Below are 23,668 nucleotides of genomic sequence, written 5' to 3'. Positions count from 1 at the left end.
TAAGTTATGAGACTAAGCAAACTAAAGATCTTAACAGTCATTGCGATATCGGCAATAGTTTCGATATCAGCAAATGCTCAGGTTGGGTTAACATTCGAGAGAATAACTTCCGATGCAGGATATGTGGAAGGAGATACCGTAAATATTTCTGTGTTCGCAGATTCAAGCTTAACAGGTGAAGGAGCTCTGGCTCTTACAATGAGGTTGACATACGATGATTATTATTTGTTGCCTCTTTCTGTTAAAACAGACAGCAGCATTTTAAAGGATGCAGGTTGGTCAGTCACTCCAAATTTATCGGATTCTGATGTAATTTCTATCGCTGCAGCAGGAACAAGTGAACTAACAGGTTCGGGGCGTTTATTTTCTATAGATTTTGAACTTGTCCGTAGAGGAACAGGCAATATCTTTTTTGATAAACCGAATACATTCTTCAATGAAAGTGTGGATGATATTCCGATCGTTTATAATAATGATTATGGACAGACCTATATAGCTGCGAAACCTACAATAAATGTAAGTTTGGCAAGTTCAGGTGAGATTGTACTCGGTGATTCCGTACAGGCTTTTGTTTCGGGGCAAGAAGATCCCACAGTCTGGTCTGTAACCGATACTTCTTTAGCGTTCGTAAAACCAAATGGCATCGTTCAATCCAAAGCGTTCGGTACAGTCGGTATAATTGCAGAAGACAACAGGGGAATAAGGGATACCTCTGATCTTAAAATATTAGGTTTCAGATTGACAGGTGAGGACACCACAAACTTTCAGGGACAGGAAGTCACGGTACATATAAACGCTTCTGACCTGACGACTTTGAATGCTCAATCAGGTTCATTTTTTCTGAACACGAACGTAAGCGACAATTTCGAAGTACTGGGAATAGATGCAGGCGAATTACTCGATGGATCAGCTAATGTATCATACAATGTTGAATCAAACGGAATATCTGTAGCATTTGCTCAGACAGCGGATATAATCGGTTCCGGAAGACTATTGAGTATACGTTTGAAGTATTCTGACTCTAAGACGTTCAGTAATTACTCATATTTTAGTGATGTGTTGATAAACGAGGACCTGAAAGGAGGAATGGAACCATTTACAATCCGATCAAACGCGTTACCTTCCTTATCGATAACAAATACAGGGTCAGAAGGTGATTTAGTCGGAGATACTCTTCAGTTTTCAGTGTCTAACAACACAGGTCCTGTAAGCTGGAGTGTTTCGAATAATAGTCTTGCAGAGATAGACAGTAGTGGAAAAGTGATCACAAAAAAGGGAGGTACCTTTTTTATATCTGCTGAAGATTCCATTGGAGCTACTGCAAGTACTAATAACTTCACTTTTTATGATGTGTTGGTTGAACTTCCGGATACGTCAATGCTTGTTACTGATACTTTATACTATCCGGTGAGAATTTCTAATGTCGACAGATCGGGTTCATCTATTCTTTCAACCGATATAACCTTTAGTTATACAAATACACAGTTAAATTACCTTGGTTTTGCACAGGATGCTTCACTTATAGATGGATGGAGCTTTGCTGAAAACCAGCTTACATCTTCTCAGGTTAAATTAGTTGGAGGAGGAGTTAATCCAATAGAAACCAACGGCGATATTGGCTACCTGATGTTTAAAGCAGATACCACTGTTGATTCGGACTTATATTCATACCCAATCTTGAATGAAGTTTTTCTGAACGAAGGATCGCCGAATCTTAAAAAAGATAACGGAAGAATTTTTATATCCACCAAACCACTAACTCCGGAGCTTTTATATCCTGCAAATGGTGAACAAAATACTTCATTAGATCCGAATCTTGATTGGATGAATGCAGTTGGTGCAGAATCTTACGATGTTCAGATCTCTGACAATGGTAGTTTCTCTTCACCGGTTTTAGATACTACCGGAGTTCTGTCTGATAATTTGAATGTAACGGGTCTGTCAGGAAGTACCACGCATTACTGGAGAGTTCGGTCTGTAAATTCAAGCGGAACCAGCAACTGGACTTCTGCATGGTCATTCAGAACACAAGATCCGGTTCCTGAATCACCGGTACAGACTAGTCCATCTGATAATGCCACAGACCAACCGCTGACAACAATTGTGCAATGGAATAGTGTTACTTATGCCACTAATTATCGCGTTGAAATATCAAATGATTCACTTTTTTCAACTACGTTGTTAGATAGCACCCTAAGTAATTCCCAAACATTCATGACGTTGCAGAATCTGGATTACGATATCAAATACTTCTGGCGAGTTTATGCATCTAACGCAACAGGGGAGAGTGCAGCTAGTTCTACCAGAAGTTTTACTACCGAAGATGGATTACCGGATGTACCACAGCTAACATCTCCGCTAAACAATGCAACAGATCTGGATACGCTGGTGAGTTTCCAGTGGAATGCTTCTAATGATGCAGAAGCTTATGAAATTCAGGTTGCGACAGATTCGGAATTCAACATCCTCTTTTTTGAAGATAGCCTGAGTGCTACAATGGTTGAGGACATAAAATTCGAGTTTGCAAGCACGTACTATTGGAGAGTCAGAGCTGTAAATTCAGTTGGAGAAAGTGTCTGGACTTCGGCAAGAACCTTCACTGTAAAAGAACAGGAACCGGAAATTCCGCAACTTTTTTTCCCGGCAGATGATCATGTTGATGTTGATACCTTAACAACATTTGTCTGGAATAACGCTGACAGAGCAAATTCATATACATTCCAATTATCTACGGATAGCTTATTCGGGAGTATATTCTTTGATGTGATCACATCAGATACTTCAGAAAATGTAGGAGGGATGGAATTTCAGCAAAAGTATTTCTGGAGAGTAAAATCTTCTAATTCTGCAGGTGAAAGTGAATACTCAACAGTAAGCTCTTTTACAGTTAAAGCTGAAGATGCTTCCGTTCCTGAATTGTTAAGTCCTGCAAATAATGTTCAAAATAGTGAGCTTTCTCCTGACTTTGTATGGAGTGCAGCACAAGGTGCAACTAAATATGAGTTCCAGCTTTCGTCCATATTGGATTTCTCTTCATTAACAGATAATCAGACTCTGACCGACACTACATACAGTCTTGGCTCCGATCTTGATTATGAAACGCAGTATTACTGGAGAGTTCGTGGAATTGGAGTGAGTGATACATCTGATTGGTCGCCGGTATTTAATTTTAAAACAATATTTGATAAACCTGAAGCTCCGGTTTTGGTTTCACCTGAAGATGAGGCTGTGGATTTAGACATCACTTCTTTATTCAAATGGTCATCAGTAGTAAATGCTGAATCTTATACACTACAAATATCAGAAGTAAGTGATTTTACAACTATGTTTTTAGAATCAACGCTTTCCGATACCATGGAAACAGCTGGTGGGTTTGATTATCAGTCCGTTTATTTCTGGAGAGTAAAAGCTTCAAATTCTACCGGTGACAGCGATTATTCAACTACCTTTTCATTTACTGTAAAAGCGGAAGATGCATCTGTACCGGCACCTTTGTCACCTGAAAACAACAGTGAAAATGTGAGTGTGTCTCCGGAATTTATCTGGACTAATGCACAAGGTGCAGTTCAATATGAATTTCAGCTTTCGGATGATGTTCAATTCAACACAACTTTGGTGTCAGATATACAATCAGACACTACAACCGGAATCAGTAGTGACTTAAATTTTGAGACTACTTACTTCTGGAGAGTTCGTGGAATCGGCGCTGCTTCAGATTATTCTGACTGGTCACCGGTTATGACTTTCACCACTACACCTGATATTCCGAACGTTCCGACGCTTATCAGTCCGGCTGACGGCGCCAATAATCTGGAAATACAGACAGAATTTGTATGGACTAATATTGGGTCTGCTGAGGATTATACTATTCAAATTTCAGGAAGTGATGTATTCAGTTCTGTATTGTATGATTCAACTTTATCAGACACATCAATACTTGTAGATCAATTTGAATACGAAAGCACTTATTTCTGGAGGGTTAAGGCAAGTAATACGGCAGGAGATAGTGATTATTCAACAGCTAATTCTTTTACGACTAAAGAAGCACCTGAAAGTGCTCCGACAGTTAAAAGTGCACTAGGTGAGATCACTCTGGAAGAGGATTTTGCAACATACTTTGTGAAAAGTCTTGATTCAGTGTTTACGGATAATGAATCGCCGGAACTTGTCTATGAGATCGTTTTTACCTCAGAAAATATAAATGCGAGCTTAAATCAGGATTCACTGTTTATTTCATCAGTACAGGATTCTAATGGTGTTAATCAGTTAGTTATTAAAGCTACTGACACAGGTGGTTTGTTTGTTCATGACACACTTACTGTTGAAGTGCTCTCAATAAACGACATTCCTTATGTTGAGAACCTGGTTGATACAGTTTCATTTACTACTAAACTTCCGGGAGAATTTAATTTCGCAGGAAAAGTTAATGACGTTGAGACTCCTTTTGAAGAGCTTATATTTTCCGCTGTTGTTGTACCGGAACAAATAACTTTTTCACTGGATGCAGAAAACGGGCTAATCGAACTTTCTTCAGATACTTTTACCGGAGAAGGATTGTTAACCTTTACTGCTAAAGATGCAGACGGTGATTCAGTTTCTGTAGATGTTATTCTTGTTGTAACTATGTCAACATCAAATGAGGATGATGGACAGTTACCTGCTCAATTTTCACTTTCACAAAACTATCCAAATCCATTTAATCCAAGCTCTACCATTAAATTTGGTATTCCTGAAGCCGCAGTAGTAAAACTGGATGTTTATAATTTGTTGGGACAAAGAGTTAAATCACTTGTTAACGCTCAAAAATCAGCAGGTTATCATACAGTAACTTTTAATGCGTCTGATCTGTCATCAGGAATGTACATTTACAGAATTCAGGCAGGAGATTTTGTGCAAATTAAAAGAATGACTTTGATAAAATAATACCCGAAACCACCTGAATATGCGTTTTTATACCTTCTGATTTGTATTAGGTTAGATTGTCCTTACTAACCTGAACAACATATGTTCATCGAGAAACCTTGTTTTGAAAGACAGGGTTTTTTTATTTCACAACCACTCTATTTTTCACGATATTCAGTCCAATTAAAAGACTTAATCAAGACGTAGCTTTTCGTGAAAGAATTTATTCGTATAGCATCAGGACAAGGTTTTTGGGGAGATCTCCCAATTGCTCCGGTAAATCAGGCTAAAAAAGGGCCTATAGATTATTTAGTAATGGATTATCTGGCAGAAGTGACCATGTCCATTATGCAGAAACAAAGAATGCGAAATCCGGATTGGGGTTATGCACGGGATTTTGTTGGAGTAGTTGAACAAGTTCTGCCCGAGATTGAAAAAGACGGAATTAAAGTGATCAGCAATGCAGGGGGGGTAAATCCTCAGGCTTGCAAGGATGAGATTCTGAAGATCGCTAAAGATAAAGGTTATAAAAACCTTAAAGTTGCCGTTGTAGACGGTGATGATATTCTTCCGAACATTGACGAATTGATTGCAGATGGACATGCCCTTAAAAATATGGAAACCGGTGAGCCGATCACGACGGTTAAAGATCAGTTGTTAAGTGCAAATATCTATTTTGGCTGTCAGCCAATTGTTGAAGCTTTGAAATTAGGTGCTGATGTTATCATTACCGGACGTGTAACTGATACCGGACTTACTTTAGCTCCAATGATCCATGAGTTTGGCTGGGAATACGATGATTTTGATAAAATGTCGGTTGGTACTATTGCCGGACATATCTTAGAATGTGGTGCTCAGGCATCAGGTGGTAATTTCACAGACTGGGAAAAAGTTGAAGATTTTACAGATATAGGATTTCCTATAGTAGAAGCTTATCCAAGCGGTGAATTTTTTGTTACTAAACATGAAGGGACAGGTGGATTGGTTAGTTCGCAAACAGTAAAAGAGCAATTGTTATATGAAATCGGTGATCCGAAAGATTATATAACTCCGGATGTAGTAGCTGATTTTACTTCCATTCATGTTGAAGATGTTGGTAAGAACAGAGTTAAAGTGTACGGAATTAAAGGTGAGCCATTTACGGATTCCTATAAAGTTTCCGCTAGCTACAACGATGGATATAAATTATCAGCAACCTTGGTGTACTCATGGCCTGACGCTCTTAAAAAAGCTCAAAAAGGAGCCGAAATACTGGAAGAGAGAGCAAAGGCTCTTGGCTTGAATCTAACAGAATTCAAAAAAGAATATATTGGATACAATGGTGTGGATGAACGTCCTACCAATGATGATCCCGAGAATGATGATATTGATGAAATTCAAATGCGAATTTCAGTTACAGGACCAAAAAAGGAAGATTTGAACCGCTTTGGTATGGAAATAGCGCCATTGATATTGACCGGACCAAGCGGTGTTACGGGTTTTGCCGGAGGACGTCCTAAAGCAAGCGACGTGGTGGCTTATTGGCCGGCGTTGTTGGCAAAGAAAGCAGTTCAACCAAGAGTAACTATTTACGAAATTAACTAACTAACTAAATCAATCAGAACAGATAATGAAGATTGCAGTAATTGGAGCAGGGGTAGCAGGATTAACAGCCGGAAAAGTATTAGCCGGGTCAGGACATGAAGTTGTTGTTTTTGAAAAGAGCCGAGGCTACGGCGGCAGGTTAGCTACCCGTTATGCAGGATCAGATAATTCCACTAAAGTTGATCATGGTTTACCATATATAGAAGTTTCTTCTCCTGATATTGAACCATTAATTGATGAGCTGGTTGAAGCTGGAATATTAACTCCTTGGCAAGGCCCGTTCGTGCATATGAATGAGAAAGGTGAGCTCTCTGATGTTAAACCATCCAAAAAAAGATACATTGCTCCAAAGGGAATGAATCAGGTTGGGAAAAAACTAGCCAGAATGGTGGATGTCAGAACTGAAACTAAAGTCAGTGGCGTAACACATATTGGCGAGGACCGAACCAAGAAACGTTCCTGGATGCTAAACTTCCCGACCGGTCTAACAGAAAATTTTGATGCCGTTATTCTTGCTACACCGTCAAAACAGGCATATGCAATTCTGAATACAACGATCGATGAAGTTCAAACGCTTAAGCTTCTTCGGGAAGTGGATGATGTGGAATACGCTCCTTCTTTTTCACTTATGGTTGGATATGGTTCAACAGATAACCCTGATTGGGCAATGATGACTTGCGATAATGACGTTATCGAATCTATAACAAATGAAACTTCAAAAAGATCAGAAGACTCAGAATGTGCATTTGTAGTTCATACTACCTCAGAATTTGCAACTAAATTCAAGGATTCTGATCGCGATGAAGTGCAGGAAATTATTCTGGATGAACTCGCGGAGATCTTAGGCGGGTGGAGTGCTCTTCCGGAGTGGAAACAACTGCATTTCTGGAGATACACAAAAGCGGTTAATCCTTTACCATCTCCGTTTATGGAAGTAGTTGGGAACGATGCCCCCATAGCTTTGGTAGGTAGTTATATGAATGGTGATTCTGTAGAATCTGCATATTTATCCGGCCTTGCGATTGGTAAATTCTGGTCAGATAAATTTTCAGACTAAATAAATAAACTTTTAAAACCCGACCTTTTGGGTGCTTTAAAACGATTAAATAGCTATCTCAGTAAATATAAGTGGGCAGTGGTGCTGGGTACCCTGTTCCTTACAGGTGCTAACTTCTTTCTGGTTTGGATTCCCGGTCTTATCCGTAAAACAATGGATGAAGTAGAAGCGCTGAAAAATGCTGATTACGATGGTGCAGACACTCTTTTTTCGACGCTTTTCTCAACAGAAGCCGGAATAGTACTTGCTGAAAATGCAGGCTATCTGATCGGAGCAGTAGCTTTATATGGAATTCTGCTGTTTGCAACACGACAGACTTTGATCGTTTCTTCCAGAAAAGTTGAATTTGATATGAGAAACGAGATTCTGGAAAAACTCATGAAGCTGCCTCAACGTTTCTATGCAAAGTATTCCTCCGGAGAAATTTATGTTAGGGCAACTGAAGATGTAAACAAAGTCCGCGAATACTACGGTCCGGTTATCATGTATAGCATTAACACGATTACCAGAGCGGGTTTTGTGATAACCATGATGTATATAGTGAGTAAAGACCTCATGATCTGGGCATTAATTCCACTTCCGTTCATTTCTGTATTTGCTTACTGGATAACAGGTTACATACACAAGCACTCAATTATAATTCAGGAGCAATACTCTGAACTGGCAGGACAGGCAAAGGAAACCTTTTCCAGTATCCGGTTAATAAAAGCATACAACAGACTCGATAACGAACAAAAGAAGTTCGAGAAGATGAGCGAACAGTATCGAAAGAAAAAGCTTCGTTTAGATATGATCGAATCTCTGTTTCATCCGGCACTAAATTTTCTGATCGGTATCTCTCTTTTAATTGTGATCTGGAAAGGTGGAGAGATGATCATTCAGGGTTCGCTAACGGTTGGTAATATTGCTGAATTCTTGATCTATGTGGCGTACTTAACCTGGCCGGTTGCAGCTTTAGGATATACCACAAACAGATTCCAAAAATCTCTTGCGTCATGGAACAGAATTGAAGAAGTGTTGGATCAGCCTATCGAAATTGAAAGCTTAACAAAAGTTGATGATCAGGACAGTAAAAAACCTTCTTTTGGTTCAATCGAGTTTAAAAATGTAAGTTTCAAATATCCCGATACCACTGAAAATGTGATCAAGAATGTAAGTTTCAAGATCGAGAAAGGACAAAATATAGCCATTGTAGGTAGAACCGGGTCAGGGAAAACAAGCCTTGTACAACTTATCCCACGTTTATTCGATCCAAATGAAGGCGAAGTGCTGATAGACGGACAGGATATCAAATCTCTGGATCTGGAAAAGCTTCGATCAGCTATTGGCTTTGTACCTCAGGATACTTTTCTTTTTTCTGATACCATCAGTGATAATATTTCATTCGGTATTGAGGGAGCTACTACTGAGATGATAGAAGAGGCTGCAGAAAAAGCTCAGGTTAAAGAGAATATTTTGGATTTTGAGAAAAAATTTGAGACTATGTTAGGAGAAAGGGGAATAACTCTTTCGGGTGGGCAAAAACAGCGTACGGCTATTGCAAGGGCATTAATTAAAGACCCGAATATTCTGATTTTTGATGATTCACTAAGCGCAGTTGACACAAAAACAGAAGAAGCCATACTAAAACATTTGAGACAAGAATTAAGTGGCAGGACAACAATAATGATAAGTCACCGTATTTCAACTATAAAAGATGCGGATGTGATTTATTATTTAAAAGATGGTGAAATTGTAGAATCTGGGAATCACCAAGAACTTTTAGCACTTGAAGGACATTATACTAACATGTATAACAAGCAAATACTAGAACAAGAACTGGCTGAAATATAAAACTGGACATATGAGGATAGCCTGAACGCGATTCCTCATTTAAAATAACTTACGGGAGACACACAATGATAGTAGTTCCACTAGGCGTAGCCTCAGCAACCCCAACAGCAGTACGACATTTACCTGCAGTAGCCCTTTGGCGCGAAGGAAGCGTTTTTCTTTTCGATTGTGGCGAAAATGCACAAATGAGAATGCTTCAGGCCGGAATAAAACGCTCTAAAATAGAATGCATTTTTATTTCTCATTTTGACGTGGATCATTATTCCGGACTAATTGGATTGTTATCTACATTACAACTTCAACGTCGCGATAAGCCATTGAGAATTGTTGCTCCGGAAGGAATTCAGGAATATGTGGAATGGAATCTTAAGTTTTCGGGAGTAGAACTCGGCTTTGAGATCATCTTCATAGAAGTAGAAGAAGGAACGGATGAAGCTCGGGTCATCGATGAAGAGGATTATTATGTAGAAGCGAGAGCACTCAAACACAGAAGATATTGTCTTGGCTACCGATTTCAGGAAAAAGATAAACCTGGTAAAGTAAATGCTGAGAAAGCTACTGAAATGGGAATCACGGAAGATCAGCAGTTCAAAGATCTGAAAGACGGACAAGATGTTACCTTAAGCGACGGAACAGTCGTAGAATCTTCTGATATCGTAGGACATCCGCGACCCGGAGACAGTTTTGCTTATGTGACCGACACAGAATACTGCCCGAATGCTGTTAAACTAGGGATGAACACCAACATCCTTTATCACGAAGCTACATTTAGTGATTCGCTATCTGATAAGGCCTCAGAAACAGGACATTCTTCAGCAAAAGATGCTGCAAGAGTGGCTACTGAAGCTCAAACAAAACTGTTGGTTATCGGTCATTTTTCCGCACGATACACAAACGCACATCTGCTTTTGAAAGAAGCCAGAGAAGGTTTTTATCCAGCATGGCTAGCTAATGAGTTACGACCAATTTTTACAGATCCTACCCATGAGCGTGGAATTGTTAAAGCAAAAGTTGAGTTAAAAGATCTGACAAAGGATTCCGGAAGCAGTAGCAGTTACAGCAAAGGAAGCAGTGATCGAAGAGGAGGCGGCAGAAAGAACTTCCGTCCAAGAAGGAAAAGTAGCGGAAGCAATTACAGAAGCAATAGTAGAGATCGTAACAGTGGATATAAAAGCAGAAGGTCTTCAGATAGTGACAGACCCAAAAGCAACGATGAAAACCGTTGGAACAAAGATTCAAGTAATCGCTCCAGATCTTCATACAGAGATCAGGACAGATTTTAAACTGAAAAGCATTGGGTAAGAAAGAAACCAAAAAAGCCGTCGATAGAAAACTAATTCGGCGGCTTTATTTTTATATACGTCCATACAGATGGTTTGTAGTACTTGCCATAGGTTTAACACTGACAGCGGCATTTCTGGGAACTGTACGCCCAAAACTTACTCAGATCGCCGTTGATGATTACATTGCATTCAATGACTTGGATGGACTACTCAAGATCATTGGACTTCTTTTTCTTGCTCAGATAGGTGAGTTTGTACTTCAGGTTATCAACACTTATATCACACGCTGGTTTGGTCAGGGATCACTCTTCTCATTGCGAAATGCAGTGTTTAAGAAAATTCAGAATTTAAATATTCAATTCTTTGATAAGAATCCGATCGGTAAGCTTATCACGCGGACTACCAGTGATATTGAAGCACTTAGTGAGCTTCTTTCAGACGGCGTAGTAGCTATCATCGGGGATTGTTTCCGGATCATATTCATTCTCTACTTTATGTTCAGTATGAGCTGGGAACTTACTCTGGTTACCATAGCGATACTTCCGGCTCTGTTCTATGCTACGTTTTGGTTCAAAGGTAAAGTGCGTATATCTTTTCTTGAAGTAAGAGATCAGATCGCTCGCCTTAATTCTTTTGTGCAGGAGCATATCAACGGAATGGACATCGTTCAGCTTTTCAACAGAGAGAAAAAGCAGCAGGATAAATTCAAAAACATAAATGCGGCTCATCGCAAAGCGCATATTGAAACCATTTTCTACTTCTCTATTTTCTGGCCTTTGGTAGAAGTTATGGCAAGTTTCGCCATGGCGTTGGTCGTTTGGTACGGAGGTGGTCGCGCACTGATGGGTGGAGTGACATTTGGTGTACTTCTGGCTTTTATACAGTACGCTCGACAGTTTTTTATGCCTATCCGTGGACTTTCAGAAAAATTCAATACACTCCAATCTGCACTGGCTTCATCAGAACGAATTTTCAATGTGATGGATATTGAAACTGAAGTTCAGGAACCTGATGAACCCAAAACCATTGCTGATCCGAAAGGGGAGATCACTTTCGAAGATGTTTGGTTCAAATACAACGAAGACGGCGAACAAATTCTGAAAGACGTTTCTTTTACTGCCAAAGCCGGAGAAACCATCGCTATTGTTGGAGCAACCGGGGCAGGGAAGACGACCATCATTAATTTATTACTGCGATTCTACGATATTCAGAAAGGAAGTATAAAACTGGATGGGATTGATATCCGTGATCTGAGTTTGAATGAACTTCGATCTAATTTTGGATTAGTGTTGCAAGATAACGCATTGTTCTCAGGGACGATTTTAGAAAACATCACTTTGGAAAATCCTGATATCAGCAGGGAAGAAGTGATCGAAGCTGCACATAAAGTGGAAGCTCATCGCTTCATAGAAAAACTGAAAGGAACCTACGATTACAAACTTCGTGAACGTGGTGCTTCGCTTTCTATGGGACAAAAACAGCTGATCTGTTTCGTTCGTGCTTTGGTCTACAACCCTCAGATATTAATCTTGGATGAAGCCACTTCCAGTGTGGATTCCGAAACAGAAGCTTTGGTGACTGCAGCTAGTGATAAAATGATGAAGGGGAGAACATCCATTGTAGTCGCTCACCGACTGTCAACCATCCAGGGAGCAGACAAAATTCTGGTGATGCATAAAGGTGTTATCAGGGAATCCGGTTCTCATCAGGAATTGATTCTTCAGGAAAACGGCTTGTACAAAAAACTCTATGAATTACAATATAAAGATCAGCTTGTAGAAGGCTAAGGGTTTGAATACTGAATATTGAACAGGGAATATTCAATGTTGAAGTGGAGATTTTTGATCCTGTTTTGTCATTCTGAGCTTACTTGCGAAGAATCTGCACAGTTTAATTTTTCTACTTAAGAGAAATTCTTTCTTCGCTCGGAGTGATCAGAATGATTTTATCGGATCTAAGGATGCTTTCGGATAGCGTAAATTCTCTTTCTTCCTCAAAATAAGCCTCACAGAGTTGAGAGGTTTTTTTAAACAGCCAGATTTCAGACACAGAATTATCGTTGTTACTTTTAAGTTCAAAATAGTGATCCGGATTACAACCGCTGTACCCAACTCTGCTATTTAGAACCCCATTGTTGATCGTCGGCATATCTGATGTCTTGATAATCCTGTAAGGAGCGCCAAACTCAATATCTTCAGACGGGCTGAACGTTTGATTGTCAGAACAACTGATCAGGAATCCAAAAAGAAGAATTAAACTGAATACTCTCATAAGGTTTGTTTTTTTATGTTTATATCGTTTTTCCAAGATAAATAAAATGAGTTAAGAATCTGCACAGTTTAGTTCAGAACAATTGTAGATAACTCTTTCTTTTGACTCATTTAAAAATAAGAAAAAGGGCAAACTAGACGCTTGTACTAAGCTGGGGAGCTTTTAGTATTGATTCTTACTTAACAAGAGTAAACCTTTTAATGTAGGTGGTGTCAATACCTATGAATTTGAAAAGTAAACCCCCGAATTTAAATTGCTAAATTGAGGCGTAATGATATTCTTACCGGTAGTGAATTTTCCTGAAAATAGTGTATCCATTCTTTCACTTTCGTTGTTTAAAAGTAAAATCAAAACTTCTTGCTCTTTATCTACATTGAATAGAATATCTAGATTTGGGCAAGAACAAAATGGATTTGGATATTCCGATTCTAAATTTGATTGTTCCGAGGCAATATCCTTAGAAATACAAGAAACTCCTCCAAAAAGTATGACTAGTAAAATTGTTAAGTAAACTATTTTAGGCACCTATAGAAACCCATTTTATTGACGAAATTTTATTTTCCAAGATAAATAAAATCAGTTAAGAATCATGTATGAGAAAATACATGAAAATGAATCGGAGAATTTCAGAAAAGCTTCCAATTACACCGATCTTTAGAATTATTGGCGAACCAAGAACGCAATGAAATCGACGGCTCCGAAGGAGCAATCATTACATTCAGGATGATTCTTGAATAAGTATCAAACGAACGAAGACCTTTTGTAATGATTAGTCGATGTAATGGAGTTCGCGCCAATAATTCTTGTCGGGAGCTTTTGGTACTGGAGCCTGTGCAGAGGAAGCTCAGTATCGGTACAAAAGTACATGAACATGTATAAATTATTCGATGGACATTAGAAACCCGGGGATAAATCCCCTTCTAGCTTATGTTCTTGTCTTAAACTCGTACATAAACAAGCAAGGACTTTAGTCCTGATAACAACCGTAAAAGGATTATTCCTGCTTAACAGACGCTTCCGGATCATGTTCTCTTCTCCGTCTTAAATACTAAGGCCGAATATTTCTTAGAACTATCAATTATTGAACAACCCAAGTCAATTTAGAAACTCATCATTGAATATTCCTTGTTCAATATTCTCTTTTCTCACTTTCTTTTCGCTTTTTCACGTCGTTCAAGTTCTTCGCTTAACATCAGATATTCACGGGAAGCATCGTTTGTGATAGAAGTGTTTTCGTGAGCTCTGCGAACCAAATAAGGGAAGGTGTTTTCAACAGAACCATAAGGTAAGTATTTCATACTTCTGACGCCCTGAGTAGCCAGATTGAAGGTAAGATTGTCACTCATTCCGTAAAGCTGGCAGAAGGAAATATTGGGATGATTCTCTACTTTATTTTCTTTAATCAGTTCCAGCAAAATGATACAGCTTTCCCTGTTGTGTGAAGCACAGCAAAAAGCCATGTTATCCCGCTCCTGAAAACTGTAGAGAATCGCTTCGTTGTAAGCGTCGTCCGTATCACCTTTTGTGGGATAAATGGGATCTTCTAATCCAAGTTCTTCTGCTCGCTTTGACTCTTTATCCATATATGCACCACGAACGATCTTTGCACCCAAAACCAAGCCGGCTTTCTTTAATTCAGAATGATGGGAAATCAATCGATCTCTTGAGCTCTTCAGGTACATCTGATACGTGTTGTACAGAACAGGAGCCTCTGTATTGTACAACTTCATCATTTCCATGACCATGGTATCCAGAGCAGGTTGGATCCAGCTTTCTTCCGCATCCACAAAAATACTGGTACCGTTTTCATAAGCTGTTTTACAGATCAGATCAAATCTGGCCATAGCCCGTTCCCAGTCAATGACTTCCTGAGGAGATTTCGTTGAAGACGGGTTGCTATACTTTTCCAACAACTCAAAATCAGCAATTGCGGTGATCTTCATACTTATAAGAGGGATGGAAGCGTGTTTCCCTGCAAAGCGAATAGCTTTAAGAAATTCCTGTGTTACAGCTTCATATTCTTCTTCGGAATCTTTGGCTTCAGCTCCGTAATCCAGAACGGTTTCAACGCCAAATTCTGCAAGATTCTCAACAACAGAAATACAATCTTTAAGGTCTTTTCCTCCACAAAAAACTTTATAGAATGTGTTATAAACTACTTGGTCGGCAAACGGAATTTTCCATTCCACGGCAAACATTCCAAGTTGACTCATACTCAAAACCAGATCAGGATATTGATGCATGATGCCATAGATCCATTTAGCAAGTTTTAGATCCTTAGTGGACTTATACTTGAAAGCAGTTTTAGTATTTGTGAGTAGTTCTTGCATGTATTAAAAAATGAAAGCGCTTTTTGGGCGAGTCAATGATACTGAAAATTTTATAGAATCCATTATGGTCGGCCTACAAAAAATGAGTACCTCCATAACCCTGAATAAGCACTTTTGGTTTCTGAACACTTTACTTGAAAAGTGTTTTTTAGCTCGGTGAATAAACTTCCTGAAATTTCAACATGATTAAAGTTCATCCAGTGTTCAAAAAATTTTAGAGGAGTGTGATCAAAATCCACTATAGCAATCAAGCCATTTTGTGTTAATGAATCGTGTATCAATTCTAAATAATTGCGATCATCCCCGAACATGGAAATAGAGTAAGAGCACAGGATAAGATCAAAAGGCTCGCAGTTGTTTAAATAAGTATTGATAGGAGTGTGAGCTAATTCAATACGATCAAAGGTCTTTATTTTAGCTGAAGCTTTGTTCAGCATTTCTTTAGAGGCATCAACTCCAATGATTTTAGCATCAGGGAACTGTTCAGCCAGTTTGATGATATGCTTTCCGGTTCCACAGCCCAGATCTAAAATCCTTTCGGGACGGAAATCGTCAGGAATTAATTCAAGTAAACGATTTCGTCCAAACAAAATTCCCCAACGTGTAAGATCATAGATCCCGGAATGTACTTTGTAATATGAGTTTACAGAATCAAACATCTACTTCAAGAAGAAAAGTGGAAGGGTAGGTTCCGACTCTGTCGTTCTGCAATAAATAATCCGTAGAAACCGGTACTGGTTTAACTTTGCTTTGAACAAACGGTGGTAAGAATTCCGTGTTTTTATGAACAGATCGCATCAGAATCTTGGCTTTCGGCTTAGCTGATCTAAGAATAGAAATCCATTCTTTTTCCAGCTGATCGGTACCATTTCCAACAAGCCAGTCCTGATGATCTAACAATACAAAATGAGAATATTTTTTTGAGGAAGTATTTAAAAATTCAGTCACAGTTCCGGTTGAGTGGGATAGACTATGGAGTTGTGATCGAATCAGTTCAAAGTTTTCTTTTTTTAGATAATTAGGCCGGCAAGTTTCGGTGTAGTTTCCTTCCAGATACAGCTTCCAGAAGTAATTTTTGTTAACGCCTTGTTTAACGAACAAATTCCAAAGTGTGGTCTTCATATACTCGTTGAGATCGGTAATACTACCGCGCTGAGTATCAGGCACACCGGCAAGACTTAGTATGAGTTTAGACTTCCAGAAATGCTGACTGAATCCTTGCCAAAGAGCCGGAGCTATTTCTGTTTCAAATATTCGGGCTCTTTTATCAGGTGAAGTTTCAGTTATAATAGAATTTACAGCAGAACGTAAACCCTTTATATCGATCAAAAAATTTAAAACTCCTGCAAAATAACCTGTTAGCCCGGAATTATAGAATCCTTTATCCGCGGAAAACCAATGGATATTGCTACTCCAAAAATTCAGGGAATGCGGGTTCAGCAGGTGCTTTATATCATTGAATATTGATTGGTAGTGCTTTGTTTTGCCCGTCAGAAACATAGAATTCAGTTTCTCAAAACTCCCGAATTCAAAAAGTGCATATTTCAGATCCAAAAGTGCGTTTTGGTATGGATTGATGTCGATGCAATCGATTGAACTTGGATAATCCAGAAGATAGTCGAACGCATTATCTCCTGCGCTCGTTATCATTAACAGATCACTGGTGGGATGGAGATTAATTAGATTTCGGTCAATTTCGGGATCTTCCCAGCTGGTATTGTATATAAGAAAATGAGACGTAAGGTATTTAAACCAAAGATTCGAAAGCGAATTTTTCATTAAATAAACTTAGCATATTTTTCAGGAAGGTTCAGCCGAAACATCCTAACAATTTGCCGTCAAATTTGTATTTTTAAAATCAATTAAGGAATCACATGGATACTACAGAAAGAAAGAAAAAAATTGAACAAGGGCTGGAAAAAGCCGGAGATATTCTGGAGCAAAAAGCTATAGAAAGTTACGATAAAGCTCTGGACAAACTTCAATACGAAAAAGACCGCCTGGAAAGAGAATTGCGACATGAATACAGAAATGCTCGTCGGTATGTGAGAGCAAATCCAGAGCAGGGTTTAGGTGTGGCATTTGTAGCCGGACTATTTCTGGGTGTGTTGCTTACCAGAGGCGGAAAAGACTAATTAACTGAACGAATGGGAATTAATAAAGATCACCTAAATGAACTCTATGAGCGCGTGGATTCGCTCAGGAGGTATCTTTGACTACGACAAAAGAAAAGTCCGCATAATAGAACTTACCGAGAAAACCCAGGATCCTGAATTTTGGAATGATCCAACTTCTGCACAGGCAGTTATGAAGCAGATGGATAATGAAAAAGGTCTGGTAGAATCCTGGGATGAACTTAATGATCTGCGTGACAGCATCAATGTGTTTCTTGAATTTGAAGAAATGGGTGAAGATGTTGAAAGCGAGATCGAAGCAGAATATGCCAAGCTCGAGAATAAACTGGAAGCATTGGAGTTGCGAAATATGCTTAATGGTCCGGATGATCAGAGAGATGCGGTGGTAACTTTCAATCCCGGAGCCGGAGGAACAGAAAGCCAGGATTGGGCTCAGATGTTATACAGAATGTATGTCCGCTGGGCTGAAAAGAATGATTTCAAAGTTTCCAATATCGACTATCAGGATGGAGATGTAGCTGGATTAAAATCAGCGACTATCGAAGTACAGGGAACCAACGCATACGGTTTTTTGAAAGCAGAAAGCGGTGTTCATCGTTTAGTGCGAGTTTCTCCATTCGATAGTAATGCCAGAAGACATACTTCTTTTTGCTCTGTTTTTGTTTCGCCATTGATCGATGATTCTATTGAAGTGAACATCAACGAAAGTGAAGTAGAACTTCAGCGTTTTCATTCCAGTGGTGCCGGTGGACAGAATGTGAACAAAGTTGAAACCGGAGTACGTTTGATCTGGGAGGGTGAGCTTTCTGATGGCAGGATAGAGAAAGTAGTTGCTGAATGTCAGCAGGAGCGTTCACAGCTTCAGAACAGAGAGAAAGCTATGGTCTTATTGAAGTCCAGAATCTACGAACTGGAAAAGGAAATTCAGGAAGAAGAAAAAGCTAAGCTCGAAGGTTCCAAAGGAAAGAACGAATGGGGATCTCAGATCAGAAGTTATGTATTTGATGATCAGCGCGTAAAGGATCACAGAACCAATCACGAAACATCCAATGTAAATGGAGTTATGGATGGGGATCTGGATGAATTCATAAAAGCGTATTTGCTAACCATTTCAACGCAGCCCCAGTAAGCATGATCAGGGTAGGAGTAACCGGAGGAATAGGTTCAGGTAAAACTACTCTGTGCAAAGAATGGGAAAGATTAGGTGCATTCGTGGTTTATGCAGATGATCTGGCAAAAAAACTCATGGTTGAAGATGAGGAACTCGTAAAGAATATAAGATCTGTTTTTGGTGATGAGGCCTATCTGGACAATGGGATTCTAAACCGACAATTTCTGGCAGAAGAAGCATTTGAAAAAGGTAGAGTTGCAGAACTGAATCGTTTGGTTCATCCGGTACTTTGGAAAAAGGTTGAGGAAATATCAGCCCAAAAAGAGAGAGAAGGAGCGGATGTTTTCGTTAAAGAAGCGGCGATTCTTTTACAGCATGGAAGACCTGAAGATCTCGATTATGTTGTGCTTGTTGAAGCGGATGAACAACAAAGAACGGAGCGTGTTGTAGAGAGAGATAATTCTGATAGAAAAAAAGTAGAAGGACGGATTTCAGCACAACAAGATTTTTCTACTCTCAGAGATTTAGCAGACTTTGTAGTCACAAACGATGAAGGCGTTACCGAATTAAAGGAAAAGGCAAGATTGCTTCTGAAAGAGATTAGGAAATTTTAAAAGGAAATTGACTAAAAAACATTCATATATTACAGAAAAGCGCTTCCAAATAATTTATTAGGGATAATGACTACACAAAAAGAAGATAGGCTTGTAACGCTTGAAGAATTTATAATTCAGGCACAAAACAGATTTCCGGGAGCTACTGGGGAGCTTTCACAATTGTTAAGAGATATCAGCCTTGCTGCAAAAATTATTTCCCGTGAGGTTAATAAAGCAGGTATTACCAATATTTTAGGTTATGATGGTTCAACGAATATCCATGGTGAGTCTGTAAAGAAGCTGGATCTTTTTGCTGATTCTCAGCTTATTTCCGCTCTTGAACGTTCGGGCATAACTTGTATGGTTATTTCTGAAGAGAATGATGGTATTGTTCAGTTAAGTAGTTCCGGAGGAAAATACATTGTGTATATGGATCCTTTGGATGGATCTTCAAATATTGATGTAAATGTATCGATAGGAAGTATTTTTTCGATTTATATGAGAGAGCCGCGCTTCGATCAAACCTTAAGAGAAGAAGACGCGCTTCAACCGGGAACTAAGCAAGTGGCTGCCGGATATGTTTTATATGGATCATCTACTACACTAGCTTATACTACAGGTTTGAATGTTAGTTTATTTACTCTTGATCCAAGTTTGGGCGAGTTTATTCTTAGTGACCGCAAAGTTCAGATCCCGGATCATGGCAAGATCTACAGCATCAATGAAGGAAGTTATAATTCATGGGAGCTTGGCCTTAAAAAGTACATAAAGTATTGCCAGGAAGATGATCAGGAATCGGGAAGACCATATTCAGCACGATATATTGGTTCAATGGTAGCTGATCTTCACAGGACATTGATCAAAGGCGGGATCTTCATCTATCCGCATAGCAAGCGATATCCGAATGGTAAGCTAAGATTGATGTATGAGTGCAATCCACTTAGTTTTATAATTGAACAGGCCGGAGGAATGGCAACAGACGGACATCAACGAATAATGGATATAGAACCAACAGCCATTCATCAGCAAACTCCGATTTATATTGGCTCAAAAGAGAATGTATCTCACGTAATGGATTTTTTACACGAGTTTGCCGGAAAAGAAGAAGCAGAAGTAGAAATCTAAGTCTAGATGAAAGAATCCGGTTCATAACTTAAACCGGATTTTAAAACATCGGTTCAAAACCGGACTTTCATCCCTTCTTTAATATCATTGGAAATGCTGTATCCTGCATTTGTCTCCACAACATACTTAGCAGGCTCTCCCGATGGTAATGTTTTTGAAGAAAACGGAGTTGTGCTCTTATATATATTCACAATCACACTGTCAGCATTTACGTACATGATGTCGAGCGAAAGAGGGGTGTTCATCATATAGAAGCTCAGTGGTTCTTCATTGTCAAAGTAAAAAACCATTCCAGCGTCAGAAGGCATGGAATTTACGTCCATTAAACCTTGATTTCTTTCAGCTTCATCATCTGCTTTCACAAATCTGAGCGTCGAAACGACTTCTCCATCAGCACTTAAAAAAGAAAGTGTATTTGTGTATTCAAGAACACGTCCTTTGGTTTCAGTAGGGTTCTTCTTTTTTTCAGGCTCTCCACATGCATTCAACAACATGATGGAGAGGGTAATCAGGCATAGTCTATTTAACATTGAAACTTGTAATATGTGTTGATCTTCCAACTTTGTATTCGATAGTGTATTCACCTTTCTGAATGTAAGATTTATTACCGTCTCTATCTGTATCAATTACCAAATCCCATTCAAATACATTAAAACCATATTCAGCACTCTGTTTAGTGGTGAATACTTTATTGCCTTCTTTATTTTTAACAGATATTTCAACCGAATCTCCATTTTTGTTTGAAACGAAATACATCAGATCCACACTCGGATTAAAAGGTTCTCTGTATGGAGCAAACTGGGAACCCCATCTGTCTGAATGTCGAATGTCTTCCGGTGAAAATCCGGTTACCTGTTCATTTATTCTTTCAGAGAGTTTATGAAGAGGTTTAACATCCATTACCCAGATACTTCTTCCGTGTGTACCAATAACCAGTTCATGCTCACGTGGATGAACAACCATATCGTAGCTTGCTACATTAGGAAGTTGGTTCAGATAATGCCATTCGTTCCCATCATCGAAACTGATGTAAGTACCATGATCCAATCCTGCATAAAGAATGGAAGGAACTACAGGATCCTGAACAATCACGTTTGCAACTTCATTTGGGAGATTACCTTTCAAAGATTTCCATGTTTTGCCGAAATCAGTTGTTTTATATAGGTAAGTATCAAAATCATCGAAACGATATCCATTAAGAGAAGCGTATGCTGTTCCTTTGTCATGAACAGAAGCGTGAACTTCACTGACCCAGAGATCTTTAGGAATGCTTCCGGTAACATTGGTCCAGCTGGCACCACCATCTCGAGTTAGTTGAATATTACCATCATCTGTACCAACCCAAATTTGATTGAAGTCTAAAGGTGATTCTGCAATTGTGGTTATAGTTGAGTAGGGGACATTTCCATTCGGATGATCATTAGTAAGATCAGGACTGATTGCCGTCCATGTTTCACCCCGATCTAAAGATCTGCTAAGCTTTTGAGATCCGAAATAAACCACATCAGGATTATGATGACTTAGGTTTACAGGTGTATTCCAATTATAACGGTAGCGTGGCTCTCCGACTGAATGTCGTGGAGTAATTCGGGAAGAAGTTCCTTTATCTCTGTCTAAACGAAAGTAATTTCCGTATTGGAAACCTACATAAACGAGATCTGCATTATTCGGATTAGCAAAAACATGCATACCATCTCCACCAAACAATCTTTCCCAAGGTCTGTTTCTATTTGGTGTGGAGGTAGAAGGACCAACAAAAGTACCATTATCTTGCAAACCACCATAGATATTATAAGGTTTTTCCATATCTACACTTACAGTATAAAATTGGCCTACAGCTTCAGAATTGTGATGAATGAAATTTTCACCTCCGTCATGACTTTCATACAACCCACCATCATTACCTAAAAGTATGTGTTCAGAATCGTTCGGGTCTATCCATAGAGCTTGTTGATCTGCGTGTACGGGATCGTTAGCTGCTTTTCGTGTCCAGCTTTTTCCACCGTCGGTAGATTTAATGAAAGGAACCCCTAATGCATAGATTATATTCTCATCATTAGGATCAACTCTGAGCTCTCCGAAATAATATCCATAGGTATTATAAACACCCGGAATTTCGTAATCATGAGTGATATTCCAGCTTCCTCCGCCATCATCAGAACGATAAACCTCCAAACCCTTGATACTGGTGTTGAAAAGTGCAGCATTCGCATCTCCAAGAAATTCACCTAAAGCTTTTGGCTTATATTTTCCATTCTCAACATCCGCTTTAACACTTTTTGCAGTGTACTTTTCAGGGAAGCCATTTCTGCGAAGGAACGTTTCCAGTTTTTTATTATCCAGCTCCATAAAGTCTTTATCAGACATTTTGATAAATGAAGTCTGAGTGAGCGCATCGCTATCAGAATCTCTTTCTTCTTTGACTTCAAATTGATTGTCCAAAATAGCATAGATCACGTCCGGATTACTTAGGCTCACGTCTAAACCAATTCTCCCAACAAAATCTCCCTGAGGAAATCCTTTTACTGATTTGCTCCAGGATTCACCTCCATCGGTTGATTTATAAATAGAAGATCCGTTTCCACCTTCTTTAAAATTCCATGCTTTTCGATCTTTCTCCCATGTAGAAGCCCAAAGAATATTAGGATCAGTTGGGTGGATTACAAGATCAATCACTCCGGTGCTGTCGTTTACAAAAAGAGTTCTGCTCCATGTTTCGCCACCATCGGTAGTTTTATACACACCTCGTTCATTGTTATATGAATACAAGGCTCCCAATGATCCAACCCAGGCAATATCTTCATTTGTAGGGTGGGTTACGATTCTTCCAATATGCTGAGTGTTTCTCAACCCCGTGTATTTCCAGGTTTCTCCGCCATCCATACTTTTGAAAACGCCTGCACCGGCATAACTGGAACGACTGCTGTTATTTTCTCCGGTTCCAACCCAGATCACATTTGGGTTTGCTCTGGAAATAGCCAGATCTCCAATTCCTAAAGCATCTTCATGATCGAAGACGGGTTTCATTGTATTACCGCTATTCACAGTTTTATAAACTCCACCTGAAGCATAACCCACATAAAATATTCTACTGTTCTCCGGATGTACGGCAATATCAGATACGCGACCACTCATAACCACCGGTCCTACGTTACGGAGCGGATAGTTTTTAAAAGCTGATGATTCTCTGAGTTTGTCGCGCTGCTCAATAGAAGTGTCCAATTCAGCTTTTGTTGTAGACTCAACATGCTGAGCGCTGGAATTATCAGAGATAAAAAGTGCAATAAGTAAAACAAGAAAGGAAGAAAGATTCTTTTTCATAATCATAGTTAGTTTGAAATGTGCAGGATGATATAAAATGATGAGTAAAGATTTAGAAAAAAGTTATTAAGCCGTTCAAAAGATTTCAGATATTTGAAAATAATTGGCTTTCAATATGTT

Annotated in this window: 17 protein-coding genes; 10 read left to right on the top strand and 7 right to left on the bottom strand. The window is 39.1% G+C overall.

The window, feature by feature from the left end; translation table 11 throughout:
• The first annotated feature begins 6 nt into the window (after window positions 1-6).
• The 6 genes from A8B79_RS01670 to A8B79_RS01645 all read left to right on the top strand — a co-directional run bounded on the left by A8B79_RS01670 (window position 7) and on the right by A8B79_RS01645 (window position 12,446).
• Complete coding sequence (locus tag A8B79_RS01670) at window positions 7-4,923, top strand: T9SS type A sorting domain-containing protein (protein ID WP_066217210.1); 4,917 nt, start codon at window positions 7-9, stop codon at window positions 4,921-4,923.
• Window positions 4,924-5,115: 192 nt separating this feature from the next.
• Window positions 5,116-6,486 (top strand): acyclic terpene utilization AtuA family protein, encoded by a 1,371-nt coding sequence (locus tag A8B79_RS01665; RefSeq protein ID WP_066217208.1) that lies wholly within the window; start codon window positions 5,116-5,118, stop codon window positions 6,484-6,486.
• A gap of 25 nt (window positions 6,487-6,511) precedes the next feature.
• On the top strand, window positions 6,512-7,543 hold the full coding sequence (locus tag A8B79_RS01660) for an NAD(P)/FAD-dependent oxidoreductase (RefSeq protein ID WP_066217206.1): 1,032 nt from the start codon (window positions 6,512-6,514) through the stop codon (window positions 7,541-7,543).
• Between the two features lie 81 nt (window positions 7,544-7,624).
• Window positions 7,625-9,376 (top strand): ABC transporter ATP-binding protein, encoded by a 1,752-nt coding sequence (locus A8B79_RS01655; RefSeq protein WP_235603519.1) that lies wholly within the window; start codon window positions 7,625-7,627, stop codon window positions 9,374-9,376.
• 65 nt (window positions 9,377-9,441) lie between these two features.
• Window positions 9,442-10,659: a ribonuclease Z gene (gene rnz / locus A8B79_RS01650; protein WP_066217203.1), complete on the top strand. Its 1,218-nt coding sequence runs from the start codon at window positions 9,442-9,444 to the stop codon at window positions 10,657-10,659.
• A gap of 11 nt (window positions 10,660-10,670) precedes the next feature.
• On the top strand, window positions 10,671-12,446 hold the full coding sequence (locus A8B79_RS01645) for an ABC transporter ATP-binding protein (protein ID WP_066217201.1): 1,776 nt from the start codon (window positions 10,671-10,673) through the stop codon (window positions 12,444-12,446).
• Between the two features lie 112 nt (window positions 12,447-12,558).
• On the opposite strand, the gene A8B79_RS01640 is transcribed toward A8B79_RS01645, so the two are convergent.
• From A8B79_RS01640 to A8B79_RS01620, 5 genes are all read right to left on the bottom strand, one after another.
• Entirely contained in the window at window positions 12,559-12,930 is a 372-nt protein-coding gene (locus A8B79_RS01640; RefSeq protein WP_153038321.1) for a hypothetical protein, read from the bottom strand.
• A 219-nt stretch (window positions 12,931-13,149) separates the two neighbouring features.
• Window positions 13,150-13,455, bottom strand: a complete 306-nt coding sequence (locus tag A8B79_RS01635) for a hypothetical protein (protein WP_066217196.1) — start codon at window positions 13,453-13,455, stop codon at window positions 13,150-13,152.
• 620 nt (window positions 13,456-14,075) lie between these two features.
• Window positions 14,076-15,260 carry a proline dehydrogenase family protein gene (locus A8B79_RS01630; protein WP_066217194.1) on the bottom strand — a complete coding sequence of 395 codons (1,185 nt, stop codon included), beginning with the start codon at window positions 15,258-15,260 and terminating at the stop codon, window positions 14,076-14,078.
• A gap of 62 nt (window positions 15,261-15,322) precedes the next feature.
• Entirely contained in the window at window positions 15,323-15,919 is a 597-nt protein-coding gene (locus A8B79_RS01625) for a class I SAM-dependent methyltransferase (protein ID WP_066217192.1), read from the bottom strand.
• Window positions 15,912-17,039 carry a BtaA family protein gene (locus A8B79_RS01620; RefSeq protein ID WP_066217190.1) on the bottom strand — a complete coding sequence of 376 codons (1,128 nt, stop codon included), beginning with the start codon at window positions 17,037-17,039 and terminating at the stop codon, window positions 15,912-15,914. The genes A8B79_RS01625 and A8B79_RS01620 overlap by 8 nt, the downstream gene beginning before the upstream one ends.
• 95 nt (window positions 17,040-17,134) lie before the next feature.
• On the opposite strand from A8B79_RS01620, the gene A8B79_RS01615 reads away from it, so the two are divergent.
• The 4 genes from A8B79_RS01615 to fbp all read left to right on the top strand — a co-directional run bounded on the left by A8B79_RS01615 (window position 17,135) and on the right by fbp (window position 20,227).
• The gene (locus A8B79_RS01615; protein ID WP_066217188.1) at window positions 17,135-17,395 is read left to right on the top strand and encodes a glycine zipper domain-containing protein; all 261 of its coding nucleotides are present in this window, start codon (window positions 17,135-17,137) and stop codon (window positions 17,393-17,395) included.
• 12 nt (window positions 17,396-17,407) lie between these two features.
• Window positions 17,408-18,524, top strand: a protein-coding gene (gene prfB / locus A8B79_RS01610) for a peptide chain release factor 2 (RefSeq protein ID WP_153038320.1) whose coding sequence is annotated in 2 segments (ribosomal slippage) — window positions 17,408-17,473 and window positions 17,475-18,524 — 1,116 coding nt in all. Because the reading frame shifts where the segments join, the coding sequence is not laid out codon by codon here.
• Window positions 18,525-18,526: 2 nt separating this feature from the next.
• A complete protein-coding gene (gene coaE, locus A8B79_RS01605) occupies window positions 18,527-19,120 on the top strand; it encodes a dephospho-CoA kinase (RefSeq protein WP_066217185.1) in 594 nt (197 codons plus the stop codon).
• Window positions 19,121-19,186: 66 nt separating this feature from the next.
• Window positions 19,187-20,227, top strand: coding sequence for a class 1 fructose-bisphosphatase (gene fbp / locus A8B79_RS01600; protein WP_066217183.1), 1,041 nt, complete (start codon window positions 19,187-19,189; stop codon window positions 20,225-20,227).
• A gap of 53 nt (window positions 20,228-20,280) precedes the next feature.
• Here fbp and A8B79_RS01595 read toward each other — a convergent pair whose 3' ends face one another.
• Window positions 20,281-20,757 (bottom strand): DUF192 domain-containing protein, encoded by a 477-nt coding sequence (locus tag A8B79_RS01595; protein WP_066217181.1) that lies wholly within the window; start codon window positions 20,755-20,757, stop codon window positions 20,281-20,283.
• A complete protein-coding gene (locus A8B79_RS01590) occupies window positions 20,747-23,548 on the bottom strand; it encodes a WD40/YVTN/BNR-like repeat-containing protein (RefSeq protein ID WP_066217178.1) in 2,802 nt (933 codons plus the stop codon). The genes A8B79_RS01595 and A8B79_RS01590 overlap by 11 nt, the downstream gene beginning before the upstream one ends.
• Window positions 23,549-23,668: the final 120 nt, after the last annotated feature.

Origin of the sequence: Balneola sp. EhC07, assembly GCF_001650905.1 — a bacterium.
Classification (GTDB): Bacteria; Bacteroidota; Rhodothermia; order Balneolales; family Balneolaceae; genus Balneola.
The sequence above is the reverse complement of the archived record's forward strand: the minus strand, read 5'-3'. Positions and strand labels throughout refer to the sequence as shown.

Bases quoted from the DNA above. Each gene is read 5' to 3' on its own strand.
- A8B79_RS01595 (WP_066217181.1), bottom strand. From the start codon at position 20,757: ATGTTAAATAGACTATGCCTGATTACCCTCTCCATCATGTTGTTGAAT.
- A8B79_RS01620 (WP_066217190.1), bottom strand. From the start codon at position 17,039: ATGAAAAATTCGCTTTCGAATCTTTGGTTTAAATACCTTACGTCTCAT.
- fbp (WP_066217183.1), top strand. From the start codon at position 19,187: ATGACTACACAAAAAGAAGATAGGCTTGTAACGCTTGAAGAATTTATA.
- A8B79_RS01640 (WP_153038321.1), bottom strand. From the start codon at position 12,930: ATGAGAGTATTCAGTTTAATTCTTCTTTTTGGATTCCTGATCAGTTGT.
- A8B79_RS01625 (WP_066217192.1), bottom strand. From the start codon at position 15,919: ATGTTTGATTCTGTAAACTCATATTACAAAGTACATTCCGGGATCTAT.
- A8B79_RS01630 (WP_066217194.1), bottom strand. From the start codon at position 15,260: ATGCAAGAACTACTCACAAATACTAAAACTGCTTTCAAGTATAAGTCC.
- A8B79_RS01670 (WP_066217210.1), top strand. From the start codon at position 7: ATGAGACTAAGCAAACTAAAGATCTTAACAGTCATTGCGATATCGGCA.
- coaE (WP_066217185.1), top strand. From the start codon at position 18,527: ATGATCAGGGTAGGAGTAACCGGAGGAATAGGTTCAGGTAAAACTACT.
- A8B79_RS01590 (WP_066217178.1), bottom strand. From the start codon at position 23,548: ATGAAAAAGAATCTTTCTTCCTTTCTTGTTTTACTTATTGCACTTTTT.
- A8B79_RS01615 (WP_066217188.1), top strand. From the start codon at position 17,135: ATGGATACTACAGAAAGAAAGAAAAAAATTGAACAAGGGCTGGAAAAA.
- A8B79_RS01660 (WP_066217206.1), top strand. From the start codon at position 6,512: ATGAAGATTGCAGTAATTGGAGCAGGGGTAGCAGGATTAACAGCCGGA.
- rnz (WP_066217203.1), top strand. From the start codon at position 9,442: ATGATAGTAGTTCCACTAGGCGTAGCCTCAGCAACCCCAACAGCAGTA.